An 18290-nucleotide genomic window follows, 5' to 3' on the forward strand; every position below is an offset into this window, starting at 1 on the left:
AGAAGACGATGCCCGCCATGCAGATCGCCCGCGCCAAGCTGATCCCGATGAACGGGGATCAGGTCGAGACCGACGAGTCGAAGCACATCGACGTGCAGTTCAACCCGGCGACGCTGCGCGTGACCCTCGCGAACACGCTGAAGGCCGACAACAAGGGCGGCAGCGGGGGCAGCGGCGCGGCCGCGCAATACGTCGACAAGAGCGAATCGACGCTCGCGGTGGAGCTGGTGTTCGACACCAGCATCGCCGCGACGCTCGGCTCAGACAGCCGCGAGGACCGCGAGACGGTCGCCGCGAACACCGATGTGCGCACGCTGACGAAACGCATCGCGGAAGCCTTCATGAAGCCGCAGGACGCCGAGTCGAAGAAGCCCAAGGCGCCCAAGCGCTGCCGCTTCCAGTGGGGCAGTTTCCAGTTCACCGGGATGCTGTCGAGCTACTCGGAGACGCTGGACTTCTTCGCGCCCGAAGGCATCCCGCTGCGCGCGACCCTCGCCTTGACCTTCAAGGAGGACCGCTACCAGTTCGCGCTGGATCCGTCGGTGCAGGCAGCCGAACGGCCGCGCCCGAGCTTCGCGCCCGGCGGCGACGGCCAGGACGCCGCGAGCGCCGCGCAGGCCGCCGGGCAGAACCCGCGCGACTGGCGCGGCATCGCCGACGCGAACCGCCTCGACAACCCGCGCTTCACGGCGCTGGGCACCCTGCTGATTCCCACCGGAGGCCGCTGATGCCCATCGTGATCGACGAACTCGTCGCCGAAGTCCAGCCCGAGCCCAACCCGGCACAGACCGCCGGCGCCGAGCCGCGCCCGCCCGAAGGCCGGCCCGGCGAGACGCTGCTCGACCTGCTGACCGTGACCCGCGAGCGGGAGGCGCGCCTTGCCATCGACTAGTCCCGCCCTCGTCAGCGCCCGTCCGCGCGTGCGCATCGACGGCGCCGACCGCCCCGCGCTCGGCGAGGCGGCGGCTGCGTTGTCGGTGCATCTGCCGGCGAGCGGCATGGCGAGCGCGGAGCTGCGCGTGGTCAACTGGGCGAGCGGCGGCAGCGGCACGCCGGACTTCGCCTTCCAGGATGTGCGCCTGGGCAGCCGCATCGAGATCCTGCTGGGCGAGACGGCGGAGAGTGCGGTTTTTTCCGGCGACATCACCGCCTTCGAGGAGCGCTACGGCGACGGTGCGCCGCAGCTCGTGATCCTCGCCGAGGATCCGCTGCACAAGCTCGCCCGCAGCCGCGCGAGCCGGGTGTTCGAGAACAAGGGGCTGGCCGATGTCGTGCGCGAGATCGCGAGCGACGCCGGGCTGCAGGCCGACGTCAGCGTGGATGCCGGCAACGCGGACTGGCTGCAGCACAACGAGAGCCACCTCGCCTTCCTGCTGCGCGTGCTGGGGCCGCACGACATCCCGCTACGCATGCAGGGGGGGCGGCTGCGCGCGCGCGCCGAGGAGGCCGACGCGAACCCGGTGCGCCTCGATTCCGGCGCCAACGCGCAGCGCATCCGCATCGTCGCGGACCTCAACCGCCAGCCGCGCGAGGTGCTCGCCGACGGTTACAACCTCGCATCGGACGCCGCCGCGAGCGGCAGTAGTTCGTCGCTCGCGCCCGCGCCGGGAGGACGCACCGCGGCGGCGACGCTCGCGGAACTCGGCTGGGACGGCCGTTCGCCGCGCCCGCAGCCTTTCGCGCGCTCGCAGGCCGAAGCCGATTCGCTCGCGCAGGGCGCTTTCCGCCGCGACGCGCAACGCTTCCTCCACGGCGAGATCGTGTGCACGGGCACGCCCGAGCTGGGCGTCGGGCGCGAGGTCGAGCTCGCCGGCGTGTCGCCGCGGCTCGCCGGGCGCTACCGCATCGCCGACTGCTGGCATCACTTCGACAACGCGCAGGGGCTGTCGACGCGCCTGCGCGTCGAACGCCCGGACTGGAACCCATGAGCGGACGCCACAGCCCCGGCCCCCTGCAGGAACTGCACCTCGGCGTCGTGCTCGACAACGCCGATCCGGACAACCGTGGCCGCGTGAAGCTGCGCCTGCCGGCGACCGGGCTGGAGGTGTGGGCGGCGGTGATGGTGCCGAGCGCGGGCAGTGGCTACGGCGTGAGCCTGCTGCCGCGCCTGAACGAACAGGTCGTCGTGGCCTTCGTCAGTCCCGACCTGCCCATCGTGCTCGGCGCGGTGTGGAGCGGCGGCAGCAGCCAGCCCGGCGACGCGCGCCCGGTCGAGGAACGCTACTTCATCCAGAGCCCGGCCGGCATCAAGGTGCTGCTCGACGACCAGGAACCCAAGGTGAAGATCGAGACGCCCGCGGGTAACCATCTCACGATCACCGACCAGGGCGGCGGCAAGGTCACCGTCGAGCAGGGCGGCGAGAAGGTCGAGATATCGCCGGGCAACTTCAAGATCACGTGCTCCGGAATGGTCAAGGTCGAGGCTGCGCAGGTCACGGTATCGGCGGGCATGGTCAAGGTCGATGCGGGGATGAGCAAGTTTTCCGGCGTCGTGCAGTGCGACACCCTGATCAGCAACTCGGTCGTGTCGGCGAGCTACACGCCGGGGGCGGGGAACATATGGTAAGCGCGACCCGTACCCTGGACACCGCCCTGCTCGCCGAACGGCCGATGCGCGCGCCGAAGGCCGTCGGGCCGGCGCTCGTGCACCAGCCGCGCGTGGTCGCGCCTTACTTCGCCGGCGACGGCGACGGGCTGACGCTGCACCGCTACTTCGACGAGGATTTCGTCGCGCGCTTCCTCAACGACGCGCAGGCCGGCCGCCTCACCGGCACCGCCACGCAAGCGTGGTACAGCGAGGACCGTTTCGGCCGCTACAAGGACGAGCCGACGCTGCGCCTGCCGATGCATCGCAGCTTCTACCTCGTCTGCAGCGAGGTGCAGTGCGTCGCACCCGGCGCGCCGGCCTTCGACCCGAAGAAGATCCTCTCGGCCGGCATGGTCGTGCGCCGCGTACCCGCCGACGGCACGCCGCAGCGCTGGATGATCGGCGACGGCCAGCCGCTCGGCTGGCGCAGCGGCGACATCCCCGCGCACGACCCCGACGACGTGCGCCGCCTCACCGCGCGCGGGCTGCTGCCGGCGCGCTTCCCGGAGCCACCCTATTCCGGCGAGGAAGTGGTGCCGCTGCACCCGCTGCTCGTGCGTCGCCGCGACGCGCGCGGGCTGGAGCGCAGCCACACGCTGCTGTGGGGTTACCTGCCGCTGGGCGGCAGCGCACGCGAGACGGCCGACGCCCCGCTGCCGCAGGCGAACGGCACCGATGTGCCGGACTTCGGCCTCGAGCAGGCGTGGCCGCTGGGCAGCCGCGGCGCAAGGGCGTGGGACGACAGCGACGGGCTGGTGATGGCGAACGGCGTCGCGACGGTCGGCTTCATCGAACTGCTGCAGACGCTGGTCGCGCAATTCCGGACCAACGAAACCACCGACGGCGACAACGCCGGCCTGCGCACCCTGCTCGGGCAGCTGCGCTTCCACGCGCTGGAGTGGCGCATCGTCGACGGCGGCGAGCTGCCCCAACTGGTGCCGGTGTCGGGCGAGACGGTGCTGGCCTGGCTGGACCGCAGCGCGCCGGCGCTCGTCGAGCTGTTCGCGCGCATCGTGCGTCGCGAGGCCGTCGCCGGCAGCGTCGCCCTGCCCGACGGCTTCGGCGGCACGCGCAGCGACCGGCTGTTCATCGGCGAGCAGCAGGCCGCCGACCTGCGCAGCCTCGTTGCGCTACGCATGGCGCGCGCGCAGGTGCGCTTCGACGACGGCCTGCCGCTGCCGCGCTACGGCCAGACCGACGGCGACCGCTTCGTCGCCGTTCCCTTCGTGCGCTGGGCCGACGACTGCGGCTGCGAGCGCGTCGCGTGGGGGCCGGCGAGCCGCGTGTTCCGCGTCGCCTCGCCCTTCGACCCGGAGGCGCAGCGCCCGACCACAGTGGTGCTGCCTTCGCTCGACGACATCAAGCGCGGCTTGCCGCGCGGCGTGGCGATGCTGGCGCCGAAGTCGCTCGCGGACGTGCTGAGGAAGATCAGTCCGGGCATCGACATGAAGGGCGACGGGCCAGGCAACCACTGCGGCGCGTGCTGGAGCTTCAGCTTCAGCCTGCCCGCGATCACGCTGTGCGCGATGCTGATGCTGATGGTCGTGATCAACATGCTGAACCTCTTCCTCGGCTGGCTGCCGTGGGTCTTCCTCGCGCTGCCGCGACTGTGCCTGAAGGCGCTCAAGGGTAAATAAGGGGTAAATGACGATGCCGACTCCGGAATCCCTGCTGATGAGCTTCCCGCTGCTGACCGGCCTCGCCGACGAGGGCCGCCCCGACTGGCGGCGCGGCAACCAGAGCGTGCGCGAAGTGATGCTCAACATCCTGCTGACCCGCCCCGGCGAGCGCCTGATGCGCCCCGAATTCGGCGCGGGCATCCGCAACTTCATCCACCACCCCAACAACGAGACCACCCGCGCGCTGATCGCCGACGCCGCGCTGCGCGCGCTGACGCGCTGGGAACCGCGCGTGACGATCGAGGAGGTGCGCGTCGTGCCCGACCGCGAACGCCTGTCGCACGTGAATCTCGAGGTGCGTTACCGGCTGCTGGCCGATGGCGGCCGGGAGACGCTGGAACTCGCACTGGACCTCGGCTGAGGGAACAAAAGATGGCGCTGCCCAACCTGGCTTTCAGTCAATTTCCCGTCCCCGACCTCGACGACCGCCGCTTCGACGAGCTGGTCGCCGAGCTGCAGGCGCGCCTCGCACGGCACGTGCCGGAGATGGCGCCGCTCGCGCCGGGGGACCCGGTGCATGCGCTGGTCGACCTCTTCGCGTGGCTCACCGAGACGGTCATCTACCGCGCGAACCAGATTCCCGAGCGCCAGCGCCTCGCCTTCCTGAACCTGCTGCAGATTCCGCTGCGCGCGGCCCGCCCCGCGGCCGGCATCGTCAGCATCGACGCGAGCGGGCGCGCGCTGCCGCCGCTGATCGCGACCGAATCGCTGCTCAAGGCCGGCACGACGAGCTTCTCGACCGTCGGCGAAGTGCAGCCGACGCCGCTCGCGCTGCGCGTCGTCGTCAAGCGCACGCTCGACGAGGCCGCACTCGCCGCGGAAGGCATCAGCCTCGACCAGCTGCGCGCGCAATACGGCGTCGAACCGGCCGCCTTCCGCCCGCTGACGCTGGTGCCCGGCCACGACGCGCTGAGCGCCGCCGGCACGCGTGACGGCGCCTTCCACCTCGGGATCTGCCTCGCCAAGCCTGCCTTCGTCGCGCAGGCCGAGCTCGTGCGCCGCGAGCTCGCCGGCATCGTGCTGAACGTCGGATTGGCGCCGCTGACGGAACTCGAAGGCCAGCTCGCGACCGGCCTGCGCCCGCGCAAGCTCGCGTGGGAACTCGCGTGGTGGCCCGACCCCGAGGACGCGCCGCAGAACGTGCAGTACCTGCCGCTCGAAGTCCTCGCCGACAGCTCGGCCGGCGGACGCAAGACCGGCGTCGCACGCCTGCGCCTGCCGCGCAACGCCGACATGCTGCGCGCGACCGGCGCCCTCGACCCGCAGTTCGCGGGCCTGGGAGAGACGCCGCCCGAACCGCCCGCGGACCTGCGCCCCGGACAGCTCCTCTTCTGGCTGCGCCTGTCGTGCGCCGACGAACCCAACCTGACGCTGGGCTACCTCGGCCTCAACGCCGTCGACGTGATCGGCCAAGGCATCGCGCGCGACATCGTGCTCGGCAGCGGCACCGGCCGCCCCGACCAGGCGCTCGAACTGCCGCATGCCGACGTGGACGCGGCGAGCGTGCAGGTCGAAGTCGAGCATCTGCACGCCTTCCGCCCCTGGACGCGGGTCGCGCATTTCGCCGGCAGCGGGCCGGACGACACCGTTTTCGTCGTCGATGCGGCGAGCGGCAGCGTGCGCTTCGGCGACGGCATCCGCGGCAAGCGCCCGCCCGCCAACGCCCGCATCCGCGCGGCCTTTTACCGCCACGGCGGCGGCGCGAAAGGCAACCTGCCACCCGACAGCATCAAGGAGATCCACGGCAGCAGCGCCCGCCTGGCGTTGCGCCACGAATGGCCGACGCGCGGCGGCGTCGACGCCGAGACGCTGGACGAGGCCGAACGCCGCATCCCGGCCTTCCTCAGCCACCGCGAGCGCGCCGTCACGGCCGAGGACTTCGGCGTGCTCGCGCGCGACAACCCGATCAATCCGGTCGCGCGCGCCGAGGCCGTCGCGGGCTTTTTTCCCGGCGCGAGCCTCACGGCGGTGCGCCGCAATGTGCCGGGCGTCGTCGCCGTGTTCGTGATGCCCCCGGCGCCGCAGGCGCTTGCCGCCGCGCCGCGCCCGAACGCGGGCCTACTCGCCGACGTGCATGACTACCTCTCGGCGCGCTGCATGCTCGGCACCGAGCTGTACGTGCTGTCGCCGCAGTTCGTGCCGGTCGCGGTCGCGGTGTCGCTCGAAGTCGTCGATCCGGCGACCGAGCAGCAGGTGCATGCCGAGGTCGAGCGCGCGCTGTTGCGCTACCTGTGGGCGCTGCCGCCGGGCGGTCCGCGCGGGGCGGGCTGGCCGCGCGGCAAGGCGGTCGAGATCAACGAGCTGCGCACGCAGGCCGGCCGCGTCGAAGGCGTCGAGGCGGTCAACGCGCTGCGCCTGCTCTACCAGGACCAGCGGCAGAACCCGCCGGTGTGGCTGGAACTCACCGGCGCGCAGGCGCTGCCGCTGCTGGATTTCCAGTTGCCGGAACTGATGGCGGTCGCGATCCGTCCGGGCGAGGACCGCCCGGCCCCGCCGCGCGGCTTCGGCCCGGGTCGCCCGCCGGAAGACGGCCCGCGCACGGTGCCCGTCCCTGTGATCCCCGACCTGTGCTGACATGAACAGCAACGGCACCCGCTTCCTGCTCCTCGACGGCACGTCGGACTTCCGCAACGCGAGCCGTCAGTGCAGCTGGGACGTCGAGCAGCGGGCCTTCACGCTGACGCGCCAGGACGCGCCGCGCCTGCCGCACATGCCGTCGGCACGCGCCCGCGAACTGCTGGCCGCGGCGACGCCCCTGATCCTCGACGACCACGGCCAGCTCGGGCGCCTCAGCGCCGACGGCCAAAGCTTCGAATGCGCGCTCGGCTGGCCCGCCGCGACGCGAAACGAATGGCAGCCCGTGCTCGCCGCCCTCGACGATGCCGAGACCGGTGCGCCCAACCTTGAGGCGCTGGTGCTCGACCCGGTCGATGCGCCACAGGGGCGCTTCACCGACCTCGCCTTCGGCGGCAGCGGGCTCGTCGCGCTGCCGTGGAGCGACGGCGGCGTCGGCAACGGTCTCACCGCGGTCCATCTGCGCCGGCGCTGGCAGACCCGCTGCACGCTGCCCTTCGCGCCGCGCCGCGCGTGGGTCGAGGCCACGACGGGAGCAGACCGCGTGTGGCTGCTCGGCGAGACGCGCCTCGGCCTCGCCGTCGGCGCGCCACTGCCGCAACCCTACGTCGGCCGCCCCGAGCGCTTCGAGCCGCTGCAGGCCAACCCCGACCCGCTGCGTCTGCTGTGGGACATCGACCTGCCGCCGCACGGCGGACTGCTGGGCCTCGCCGGCGACGACGAGCGCCTCTATGTGCTGAGCGAAACCACCGCCAGCACGCCCGATGCGCCGCGCGTGCAGGTCTTCAGCCGCCCGCTCGCCGCCGGCCCGACCGAAGGCTTCCGCGTGCATCGCCTGCCGGCCGACCTGCCGCTCGCGACCGACATCGCCGCGATCGGCGAAGGCCGCTTCCTGCTCCTGCTGCCTTTCGAGGAAGGCGCGGAGCGCGGCCAGCGCCGCGACTGCCCGCTGCTCGCGCTTCCCGACGAGGCCGACCATGAGGACGAGGACGACGCCCCCGCCGAGCTCCTCGCCGAACGCTGGCCGCGCCGCTCCGAGGCCGCCGCTTTTTCTGCCACACTCTCCGCCGCCGTGCGCTTCGTGCGCCACCGCGACGGCGAGCCGCGCACGCTGACCGCCGACGGCCCGATCCGCCTCTACCGCCTCGCGCAGGCGCACTTCGCCGCGCGCGGCACGGTCACGCTGACCGAGATCCTCGACTCGGCGATGCCCGACACGCTGTGGGACCGCCTGTGCCTCGACGCCTGCATCCCGCCCGGCTGCCGCATCGAGCTCGCCGTGCAGGCGGGCGACGACCGCGCAGACCTGCCCGACGAGTGGATCGCCCAGCCGCAGCCGGTGCTCACGCGGCGCGCGTCGGAGCTCCCGTTCGCCCCCGGGCGCGCGCCGCAGGGCGAGGACCACGCCGACCACGCCGGCCTGTACGAGCTGCTGCTCCAGCGCGGCAACGGCGCGGTGCGCGAGGTGCGCGGACGCTACCTGCGCCTCCGCATCACGATGCATGGCGACGGCCGCCACAGCCCGGCGATCTTCGCATTGCGGGTGTATTACCCGCGCTTCTCGTGGCAGACGCATTACCTGCCCGACCACTTCCAGCAGCAGGAACGCCCGCTGCCGCTCGAGGATGCCGACCCGATCGCCGCCAACGGCGCCGACCTGCGCGAACGCCTGCTCGCGAGCTTCGAAGGCGTGCTGACGCCGCTCGAGGACCGCATCGCCACGAGCGAGATCCTGCTCGAACCCGCCGCCACGCCCGCCGAGCGCCTGCCCTGGCTCGCCGGCATGCTCGGCACGACGCTGCCGCGCCACTGGCCCGAGGCGCGCCGCCGGCGCTGGCTCGCGTCGCAGGGCGCGATGCAGCAGACGCACGGCAGCTATCGCGGGCTGCTGCTCGCGCTCGACATCCTCACCGACGGCGCGGTGGCGCGCGGCGCGGTGATCCCGGTCGAGCATTTCCGCCTGCGCCGCACGATGGCGACCATCCTCGGCATCGACATGGACGACCGCGACCATCCGCTGACGCTCGGCACGGGTCTCTCCGGCAACAGCATCGTCGGCGACAGCCTGATCCTCTCCGACGACCAGGCACGCGAATTCCTCGCGCTGTTCGCGCCGGAAGTGGCCGAGCGCAAGGGAGAAGCCGCCGTCGTGGATCGCTTCTTCGACGAGGCGGCGCGGCGCATGACGGTGATCCTGCACGGGCCGGCGAAGGGCCTCGCGGCGGTCGTGCGCGATGCGCTGCCCTCGCTGGTGCCGGCGACCGTGCAATGGGCGATCCGCACGAGCGAGCACCCCTTCGTGCTGGGCCTGTCGCCGCTCTTGGGCATCGACACCTGGCTGGAAACCCAGCCGCCGCCCCGGCGCGTGGTGCTCGACCGCACCCGCCTGGGCCGCGGCGACCTGCTGCACAACCCGGTCGCGCTCGACCCCGAGCACGCCGTCACTATCGACGCGACCGCCCGTGAAGCACCGTAAAGGACAACCAAGGAGAAGGGCATGAGCGAGCCCGACGACAACTGCGACACCAGCCTCGCCGGCGACGGCCGCTTCGAGGAAGCGCTGAAACGCGTGAGCTACGAACCCGGCATGCTGCTGGGGCTGGAGGCGACGCGTGCCGAACAGGATTACTTCCGCCGCCGCGCAACGCGCCACGGCTACTGGCTGCACGGCGCCGGCACCGTCGCGGGCCTGCGCGTGAGCATCCGCGCCGAGGATCCCGGCAACGACACCGACAACGTGCGCGTGCGCCTCGTCGTGAGCCCCGGCGTCGGCGTCGACGGCCTGGGACGCGAGATCAGCGTCGCCGAACCCTACTGCGTCGACCTCGGCGCCTGGCTCACCGCCCAGCACGAGGACGAGGAACTGTGGGGCGCGCTGATCCGCGACGGCTATGCCGTGGCCGACAACCTGTTGTGGCTCAAGGTCACGATGCGCTACCAGGACTGCGCGAGCGGCCTGCAGCCGGTGCTCGCGACCGAGGTCAATGCCGGCACCGACCCCGTCCAGCCCAGCCGCGTCGCCGACTGCGTGCTGTTCGAGCTCGTCGCCGAACGCCCCGATGATGTTCCCGCAGACGAACACCTCTTCGCCGCGCACTCCCGCATCAAGGCCTACGGCGAGATCGAGGCGAAGCTCGGCGAGCGCGAGCGCGCCCAAGTCGAAGCCGCGGACGGCGCCGCACGCAGCCAGCTCGAACTCGGCGCGCGTCTGCTGCATTCGCTCGGCGACGACAACCAGTCGCTGGTCGCGCGCCAGGCCTTCCTCACCGATCCCGCCCAGCTCGCGCGCACGCTGCTCGCGCGCATCGCGATCCGCCTGACGCCCCCCGCGCCCGAGCCGGACCTGATCGTCAATCCGCGCCGCATCGAGGTCGACAACCTCGTGCGCCCCTTCCTCTTCAACGCCGCCGCGCTCGCCCGGCTGATCCGCGCATAAAGGGAACCGCCATGGCCAACATCCGTTTCACTCCGCTCCGGATCGGCACGACCAACGCGGCCGGCGAGCGCATCTCCAGCATCGACCCGCTGCTGTCGCGCACGAACTACTTCGACGGCCAGCTGCTGAAGGCCTCGGACCTCAATCGCGACCAGATCTACCTCGACGAGCGCCTGCTGGAACTCGGCCAGGTCTTCGGCGCCGGCATCGTGCGCGGGCTCGACGTCAACCTGCAGTCTGGTCACCTCCTGCAGGTCACGCCGGGCATCGCGATCGCGCCGTCGGGGCGTGTGCTGCAGCTCTCCAACCAGGCGCTGACGATAGACCTCCTCAACAGCGGCCTGATCGCGACGCTCAACGACGGCCGCTTCCGCAGCTACGCGCGCGGCCTGTACGCGCTGGCGCTGACCCACGCCGAGGTCGTCGATGGCGTCGCCGAAGCCTTCCCCAAGGACCTCGCCGCGCCACGCCGCCCGCATGTCGCCGCGTGGGCCGAAGGCGTCGAGCTGCGCCTGATGCCGCTGCCGCTCCCGCTGCCGCGCCAGGACGAGATCGCGGTGCGCGCGACCCTCGCGCGCGAGCTGCTGTCCGGCGGCGACCGCCTCGCGCTGCCCTCCGACGACGCCGTCGCGCTGGGCCTGATCGCCGTCGAACGCGGCCGCATCCTGTGGATAGACCGGGGGCTGCTGCGCCGCCCGCAACGCGCGCTGAATACCCCCAATGCGATCCAGCAGGATCTCGCGGTCCACTACCAGGAGCTGATGCAGACGGTGCTCAGCACGCGCCAGAGCGCCGGCCTGCGCGGCGCCTTCGCGGCGAGCCAGTACTTCCGCGTGCTCCCGCCGTGGGGCCCGCTGCCGCAGGACTGCATCGACCCGATCGGCGGACGCCAGCAGTACTTCCCCAAGGACTACGAAGTCAGCATCGCGCCGGTGCGCCGCTCGGAACTCGCCGCGGTCCTCGCCGACTCCGCCCACCTCGCGCCGATCGACCTCGAACGCGACGCCGACTGCGACGTGATGGTGCTGGTGCCGATGAGCGACACCGCCTTCGCGCTGCGCGCCCGTCAGCTCGAAGCCCCGGCCGAAGTCGTGCCGCGCGCGCTCGGCCGGCTCGCGCGCCTCGACCGTCTCGCGCTGCGCATCCTGCCGCAGGCGCCGATCCACCGCATCGACACCGACGCCGACGTGTGGCGCGCGATCTGGGCCGACGTGAATCCTGCCGAGCTGATGTACGTGCGCCGCCCGCCGCGCACCGCGGAGACGGCGGTGAGCGCCGTCGTGCTCGCGCTGGGCATGACGCTGCCGCCGCCCGGCTCGGCGCTGCCGCCCGACGCCGCGGCGCTGGAAGAACAGCTCGATGCGGCGCTGGAGGACGTCGACGCCGCCGAGGAGGCGCGCGCCGCGCTCGAAGCCGAGATCGCGCGCCTGAAGCTGCGCATCGCCGAACTGGAAAAAGCCCTCGCAGCAGCCGGCGGTTCCGGCACCCCCGCCGACGCGCAGGCCGAGATCGAGCGCCTCAAGCTCGCGCTCGCCGCGGCGCAGAAGGAGATCGAGACCCTCAAGGCCGACGACCGCAATGCCACGATCCTCGCCAACGCGCTCGAAGCCGCCAGCGACCGCATCGACGCGCTGAAGGCCGAGCTCGACGCCGCGCGCGCCGAGATCGAACGCCTGAAGACGACCAGCTCGCCCATCGACGAGACCCTCAAGCAGCGCATCGAGGAGCTCGCCGCAGCGCTCGACGCCGAGCGCACCAAGTCCGCCGCGCTGGAGCAGGAGCGGACCACGCTCACCGCGCAACTCAACGAGGCGCAGCGGCGCATCACCCAGCTCGAAGCCGAACTGAAGGACGCGCTTGCGAAGCTCGAAGCGGCCGGCGGCACCGACGCCGACCTGCAGGCCGCGCGCGACGAGATCGCCAAGCTGAAAGCCGAACTCGACGCGACCCGCGCCACGCTGGAAACCACCCGAGCGGAACTCGCCGACACGCGCGCGAAGCTCGACGCCAGCCTCGCCCGGGAAGCCACCGCACTCGCGCGCATCGCCGAACTGCAGAATGCGCTCGCTGCCGCCAACAACGAGCTCGCAGGCCTGCGCGCCCGCGTCGCGGAGCTCGAAACCCAGCTTGCGAACGCCAACGCGACAATCGAGAAGCTCAAGCTCGAAGCGGCGCAAACCAGCGACCTCGCCACCGAACTCACGCTCGCCATTCTCGCGCGCGCCCGCGGCGCCGGCGACTCGGGCATCAAGGCCGCCACCACCGCCGACACGATGATCGGCGGCAACGACCGCGCACGCATCGCCGCGGTGCAGATCGTCGGCCTCGCCGACCGCCGCCTCGACCCCGCGCTGTGGCCGACCATGCCCGCGCTCGCGCGCTTCGACCTCGGCGTGTTCGAGAAGCTGCGCGACCGCTTCCTCGACGCGGCCGGCGACCTCGACCTCGCCAAGTTCTTCCTCGAGGAAGGCCCGAACTTAGGACTCTCCGGCACGCATCTGGAGCTGTGGAAGCAGGTCGCCGGGTGATGAACATGGGAAAGCGCCGTAGGGCGGGATGCAGTCCCGCCGCCACCGCCCGAGACGCGATCACCCCGCTGCGGCTGCAAATCAACAGGAGGCGTTGAGCAATCATGGCCACCCCGTCCTTCCTCTCGCCCAGCCTGCTCGCCGCGCTGTCCCTGCGCCCGGCGCTGACGCTGCTGCCGCGCGTGCCGGTGGAGATCCGCCTGCACGAACCCGAAAAGCGCCCCGACGACCCGCGCCGCCTCAACCTTTTCCCGGGCCGCGCGCTCGGCGAGCGCGAATTCGAGCGCCTGCAGGCCTACGTCGACGACCGCGTCGCGCCGCTCCTCGCAAGCCTCGAACCGGGCATCGTCGAAGGCCTGCCCTGCACCTTCTTCGGCAGCGGCGCCGACACGCGCGTGCGCGTGCAGCCGGGCCTCGCCGTGGGCGCAGCCGGGCAGCTCATCCGCCTCTTCTACCCGCTCGACCAGGCCTGGCCCGATCTCGCCGCGCAGGCCGAGCGCGACCAGGACACGCCGCTGCGCGACGGCCTCTTCCTCGTCACGATCCGCAGCGCCGTCGAACCGATCGACGACCCGACCGACCAGGAACCCTGCACCCGCACCGAACCCGATCCGCTGCGCGAGCGCCGCATCGAGACCGTATGCCTGCTGGGTCTGCAGCGCATCTCCGGCAGCCCGCGGCTCATGGCGATGCCGCAACGGCGTGCCGCGAACCGCATCGGCGCACGCCTGCTGCGCGAGTCCCCCTTCCGCACCGACAGTGGCGCCGTGCCGCTGGGCCTCGTGAAGGTCGTCGGCAAGCTGCCGGTGTGGTTCGACCCGCGCGCCGGCAGGCTCCTCGCCGAACCCGGAGCCGCCGCCCACACGCTCCTTGCCCAAACCGTCGCGGCCCTCGAAGCCTGGCAGCGCGAGCACCCCGCGCCGCTGCCGAACGTGCCGACGCAGACGCTCAGCGAACTGCTGGGCCTCGACTACCTGCCCGCCGCCGGCCCGCTCCCCGCGGCTCTGCTGCGCGACCCTGCCGGCAAGACGCCAACGCTCGCCTTCCTGCCCGCCGACCTGCAGGTCGAACTCGCGCCGGTCCCCGCGAACACGATCGAAGGCGTCGTCGCCGACGAGCTGTCGCGCGGCACCGTGGACCTCATCCACGGGCTGGGCGAACGCATCCGCCTGCTGCTCGCGATCCCCGACCTCGACTACCGCCGCGACCTCTTCGACCTGCCGCAGCGCGACACGAAACTCGAGGACGAACTCTTCCGCCGCGCCGAGGCCGCGACCCGCGCCTACCAGGCGTGGAAGCAGCAATGGTTCGCGCTCTTCCACGGCCTCACCGCGCAGCAACTACAGGCCCTGCGCGCGCCGCTGCTGATCACGAAGACGCCGCCCGACCCCGACCAGTACCGCATGAAACTCGTCATCGACCGCGCACGCACGCTGCCACCGGCGGCGCCCGTCATGCTGACCCACGTCGCCGCAGCGGTCGGCACCCCGAACCTGCCCGAACCCTACGCAAGCCACCTCGCCGAGCCGCACCCCGCGCCGGAGGACTACGACGTCGTCGAGGACACGCAGCCCGGGGACAACGGCCTCTTCCGCCAGCGCGAGGACCTGCGTGCCGACATCCGCCACCTCGAAGCCGCGCTCGACAAGAGCTTCCGCCTGCTCGAAGAGGTCAACGACTTCCTCGGCCTGCAGCGCCAGCAGCTCGATGCCCTGACCGTGTCCTTCAGCGCACTCGCCGGCGGCGTGCCGGGCGACGGCCTGGGCGCAAAACTCGTGCGCTGGACGACCAAGGCGAACTTCGTACCCAAGGTCGCGACCACGCCGGAGAACTGAGATGAGCGACTTCCTCAACCGCTTCACGACCAACACCGCGGAATTCACCGAGGTGAAGCTCATCGCCGACTCCCCCCTGATCAACGCGACGGCGGGCAATCTGAACCTCGCCGGCGCCGTGCAGATGGAGCCGACGATCTCCGCCGGCACGCTGGCCGCCCTCGGCGCCCTGCAATTCGAGGCGCAGCCCAAGGAACCCCTCACCGAGCCGGTGTTCAGCAAGGCGCCGACCACCGGCAAGGGCATGCTGTCGCACGTCGAGCTGATCCGCGACAGCTTCGTGAACGTGCGCCGCGACCTCCTCGACCTGCGCGACCGGGCCAACGCGCGCCAGAACCAGGCGAAGTCGCTGATCGACCGCCTGTGCGACTTCCTCGACGACTACATGAAGCCCGAGGAACTGCGCCGCCTGGGCGTCATCGACGACGACAAGCAGGCACCGGCCTTCCGCCTGCTCGTCGCGCCGGATCTCCACAATACCGACGGCTTCCTGCTGCGCCCGAAGCTCGACCTCGTAATCCCGCGTCCGGGCGACGCCGGCCCCGACGGCACCCCGCACAACGACGAATCCGCGCTGTTCTCCGCCGGCAAGGTCGTCGCCGACGACATCCGCAAGATCGAGGCCCTGCGCGGCGCGCTGACCACGCTGCGCCGCCGCCATCAGCAGGCCCTCGAAGACCTGCGCGCGCGCCTCGCCGCACTCGAAACCGACATCCCCGGCGAGATCCGTAGCCTCGACGTGCGCGAACGCGAACGCGTCGAAGCCCTCGACGACTACGCCGTCGCCCAGCGCCTGCTGGCCGAGCACTGGCGCGAGATCGAAGCCGCCTGGGCCGCGCGCAAACGCGTCATCGAAAGCCACCGCGGCCTCTTCTACGTGAAGGTGCGCGAGACCCCGCTAGGCCGGACGCTCCCCGACCCGCTCGACCTGCGCCCGAGCTCCCCCGACGACCTCGTGCCCGGCTGCGCCAACCGCGACACGGCGCTCCCCACCGCGCTCGCGCCCTTCATGGAGGCGGTGTTCGACATCCCCGCCGGCGACTGGGCGAACCTGCGCCCGCTCGGCCATCTGCTGCCGGGGCGCGCGATCCTCGCCGGCCTGGTCGACACGCGCCGCCAGAAGCTCGCGCTGCGCCTCAACCGCGCCCTCGCGGCCGACACTCCCGTGCTCACCAGCCTCGTGCAGCAGAACCACGCCCTCGTGCGCGAAGTCGCCGCCCGCCCCTTCAACGCTGGCGCGCTCAGCGAACTGCAGCGCCAGGGCAGCGCGATCCTCGCGCTCGACGACCTCCTCGCGATCCCCTCGCCGTTGCTGCGCGACCCCGCACGCGCGCTGCACCAGCGCCTCGACGCCGCCGCCGGCTGCATCCTCGCGCGCCTGCGCACCATCGCCCCGTCGATCCGTCTCAACTGGGCCGCGGCCGCCGAAGCCAACCGCCTCGCCGTCGAGACGCCCGAACGCTGGCCCAGCCTCGCCGAAGCCGAGGAGCGCGACTTCAACGGCATACGCACGCTCGTCGAACTCGTCGCCTGGTGGTTCCGCCAGCTCGACACGGACGCCTCCGGCGTCGCCCGCACCGCGATGCGCAACCTCGTGCGCGCCTGCCTGCTGCTCGCCGCCAGCGACGACCCGCGACAGCTCATCCAGGGCACCCTCAAGATCCTCCCGGGGCGCTTCCGCATCGGCGAAGCGCTGCGCCTCACGCTCAACCGCGAAGCCGCCCCCGGCACCCTGCTGCAGCTCTTCGACGACAGCCAGCGCGTCATCGCGACCCTGCGCGTCGACGACCACGACGACCAGGGCACTGTCGCCTCGGTCGCCACCATCCTCGACCCCGAAGTCGAGCGCAACCCCGGCGCAGTCCTCAACACCGCGCTGCGCATCAGCGGCCTGAACCGGGGCTAAGCGCCATGAGAACCACGAACCGTAGGGCGGGAGGAACGCAGCGCATCCCGCCATTCGGCGCCGCGAGCCCCCTCGACCGCAGGAATGGCGGCTTGCACCCGCCCTACGGGAAAGGCACGGGTTCAGAGGATCGGATCACCCCATGAACGCCGCCGACCTCCACATCGGCCGCGTCGTGCTGCGCGGCACCGACTCCGCCGTCGAGCACGCCCGCAGGCAGCTGCCGACGACGCTCGCCCGCGCCCACTGGGCGGCCGACGACGCCATCCTCGTGGTGCGCCGCGTCGCCGTCGGCGGCATCGCCACCGAGCTGCCCGCCCGCGCCGCCGCCGCCACCGCACAGCTCGCCCGCCACGCCGCCGACCCCTGGAGCCCCGCCGCCGACAGCGCCGACGCGGTGCGCTTCCGCGATGCCCTCGACTACCGCGCCTGCCTCGTGCGCGACCTCCTCACCGGCACCGCCGCGCGCCGCTGGCTGTGGCGCCACCGCGCCGCCCTGCTCGCCCGCCCGGCGGCGCAGGCGCTCGCCGAACTGCTGGCCGAGGACGCCCTCGCGCTCCCGGCCCTGCTCGCCCGCCCTGCGTTGCGCGATAACCTCCCCGCGCTGTGGCGCACGCTGGACGCCCCCGCCGCAAGCACCGTCCTGTATGCCGTCGGCAACGCGACCGGCTGGCAAAGCGCCATCTCAGCCGCACTCGATCCGACCACCCATGAACGTAGGGCGGAAATGCGAAGCGCCTTCCGCCGCATGTCGATCCGTGAAACCGGGGAACCTTCGCCGCCGCCATCGACGCTCCATACGGCGGCGCAGTGGCCAAGTACGGCCTTCGACTCATCCGCCCTACGATCGCTGCCCGACGATCTCCCCCCCTCCGACCCGCGCGTCGTGCTGCAAGCCGTCCTCGCACTATGGACACAGGCTCCCGCGACGCTCGCCGGCACCGCAGCCGTCGAAACCCTCCGCGCCACGGCCACACGCTTCGTACGCCCTGCCATTGAACCCGCAACGGCGACCTCGGGCGAACCGGGCACGACGACGGACGCCGCCTCCGGCCACATACGCAACTCCGCAACCGCCGCGACCGAAACCGGCGCGCCGGCAACCCGTCCGCCGCCCGATGACGTATCCCGGGGAGCCACCGCAGCTCGCCCCACGGCAACGGCGGCTCGACAAGATAACGGACGCGCGACCGAAAACGCATCGCCCCACCCGGACCTCGATCGAGTCTCCTCCACCGCGGCTTCGCCCGCGGTCCTTCCGCCCGCCGCGGAGCACGATTTCCGCACCCGCGGCGGCGGTTTCTTCTTCCTGCTCAACGTACTCAACCTGCCGGCCCTGCGCGACTGGCGCGCGACGCTCGCCGAGCCCCATTCCGGCTGGCGCGAACTCGTGCGTCTCGCCCGCCGGCTCGACTTCGCCCCCGACGCCCCGCTCGCCGCCTTCCTCGCCGACGCCTGCGCCCTCGACGCCACCGACGACCCCGCCGCCGCGCTCGACACCCTGCCCGCCGGCGCCGACCCCGCCCTGGTCCGCCACGCCGCGCTGCGCCACTACGGCGAGGCCGCCCTCGCCGCCGCGCTCGCCGAGCGCCCCGCGCACGTGCGCGCCACCGCGAGCCATCTCGACGTGCAGCTGCGCCTCGCCGACGTGCACCTCGACATCCGCCGCACCGGCCTCGACCTCGACCCCGGCTGGCTGCCCTGGCTCGGCCGCGTCGTGCGCTTCCACTACGACTAGCTGAGGT

Annotated in this window: 13 protein-coding genes; all 13 read left to right on the top strand. The window is 72.3% G+C overall.

Translation table 11 applies throughout. The features are described from left to right. Positions 1 to 8 precede the first annotated feature (8 nt). Positions 9 to 728, top strand: a complete 720-nt coding sequence (locus F464_RS0105400; protein ID WP_018988769.1) for a CIS tube protein — start codon at positions 9 to 11, stop codon at positions 726 to 728. Then, positions 728 to 892: a hypothetical protein gene (locus F464_RS31300; RefSeq protein ID WP_018988770.1), complete on the top strand. Its 165-nt coding sequence runs from the start codon at positions 728 to 730 to the stop codon at positions 890 to 892. Before F464_RS0105400 ends, F464_RS31300 begins: the two co-directional genes overlap by 1 nt. Then, complete coding sequence (locus F464_RS0105410) at positions 879 to 1928, top strand: phage late control D family protein (RefSeq protein ID WP_026295767.1); 1050 nt, start codon at positions 879 to 881, stop codon at positions 1926 to 1928. The genes F464_RS31300 and F464_RS0105410 overlap by 14 nt, the downstream gene beginning before the upstream one ends. Next, entirely contained in the window at positions 1925 to 2566 is a 642-nt protein-coding gene (locus F464_RS0105415) for a phage baseplate assembly protein V (RefSeq protein WP_018988772.1), read from the top strand. The genes F464_RS0105410 and F464_RS0105415 overlap by 4 nt, the downstream gene beginning before the upstream one ends. Beyond that, a complete protein-coding gene (locus tag F464_RS0105420; RefSeq protein ID WP_018988773.1) occupies positions 2560 to 4224 on the top strand; it encodes a hypothetical protein in 1665 nt (554 codons plus the stop codon). Before F464_RS0105415 ends, F464_RS0105420 begins: the two co-directional genes overlap by 7 nt. Before the next feature lie 13 nt (positions 4225 to 4237). Continuing rightward, positions 4238 to 4627, top strand: coding sequence for a GPW/gp25 family protein (locus tag F464_RS0105425; protein WP_084600418.1), 390 nt, complete (start codon positions 4238 to 4240; stop codon positions 4625 to 4627). A gap of 11 nt (positions 4628 to 4638) precedes the next feature. Then, the gene (locus F464_RS0105430) at positions 4639 to 6840 is read left to right on the top strand and encodes a putative baseplate assembly protein (protein WP_018988775.1); all 2202 of its coding nucleotides are present in this window, start codon (positions 4639 to 4641) and stop codon (positions 6838 to 6840) included. Between the two features lies 1 nt (position 6841). Continuing rightward, on the top strand, positions 6842 to 9316 hold the full coding sequence (locus F464_RS0105435; protein ID WP_018988776.1) for a phage tail protein: 2475 nt from the start codon (positions 6842 to 6844) through the stop codon (positions 9314 to 9316). A 21-nt stretch (positions 9317 to 9337) separates the two neighbouring features. After that, positions 9338 to 10276, top strand: coding sequence for a hypothetical protein (locus tag F464_RS0105440; RefSeq protein ID WP_018988777.1), 939 nt, complete (start codon positions 9338 to 9340; stop codon positions 10274 to 10276). An 11-nt stretch (positions 10277 to 10287) separates the two neighbouring features. After that, positions 10288 to 12804, top strand: coding sequence for a coiled-coil domain-containing protein (locus F464_RS0105445; protein WP_026295769.1), 2517 nt, complete (start codon positions 10288 to 10290; stop codon positions 12802 to 12804). A gap of 104 nt (positions 12805 to 12908) precedes the next feature. After that, positions 12909 to 14639 (top strand): hypothetical protein, encoded by a 1731-nt coding sequence (locus tag F464_RS0105450; protein WP_018988778.1) that lies wholly within the window; start codon positions 12909 to 12911, stop codon positions 14637 to 14639. A gap of 1 nt (position 14640) precedes the next feature. Continuing rightward, entirely contained in the window at positions 14641 to 16545 is a 1905-nt protein-coding gene (locus F464_RS0105455) for a hypothetical protein (protein WP_018988779.1), read from the top strand. A 142-nt stretch (positions 16546 to 16687) separates the two neighbouring features. Continuing rightward, the gene (locus F464_RS0105460) at positions 16688 to 18283 is read left to right on the top strand and encodes a hypothetical protein (protein ID WP_018988780.1); all 1596 of its coding nucleotides are present in this window, start codon (positions 16688 to 16690) and stop codon (positions 18281 to 18283) included. The last annotated feature ends 7 nt before the right edge of the window (positions 18284 to 18290 follow it).

It is taken from the genome of Aromatoleum toluclasticum ATCC 700605 (genome assembly GCF_000378245.1).
Taxonomy (GTDB): Bacteria; Pseudomonadota; Gammaproteobacteria; order Burkholderiales; family Rhodocyclaceae; genus Aromatoleum; species Aromatoleum toluclasticum.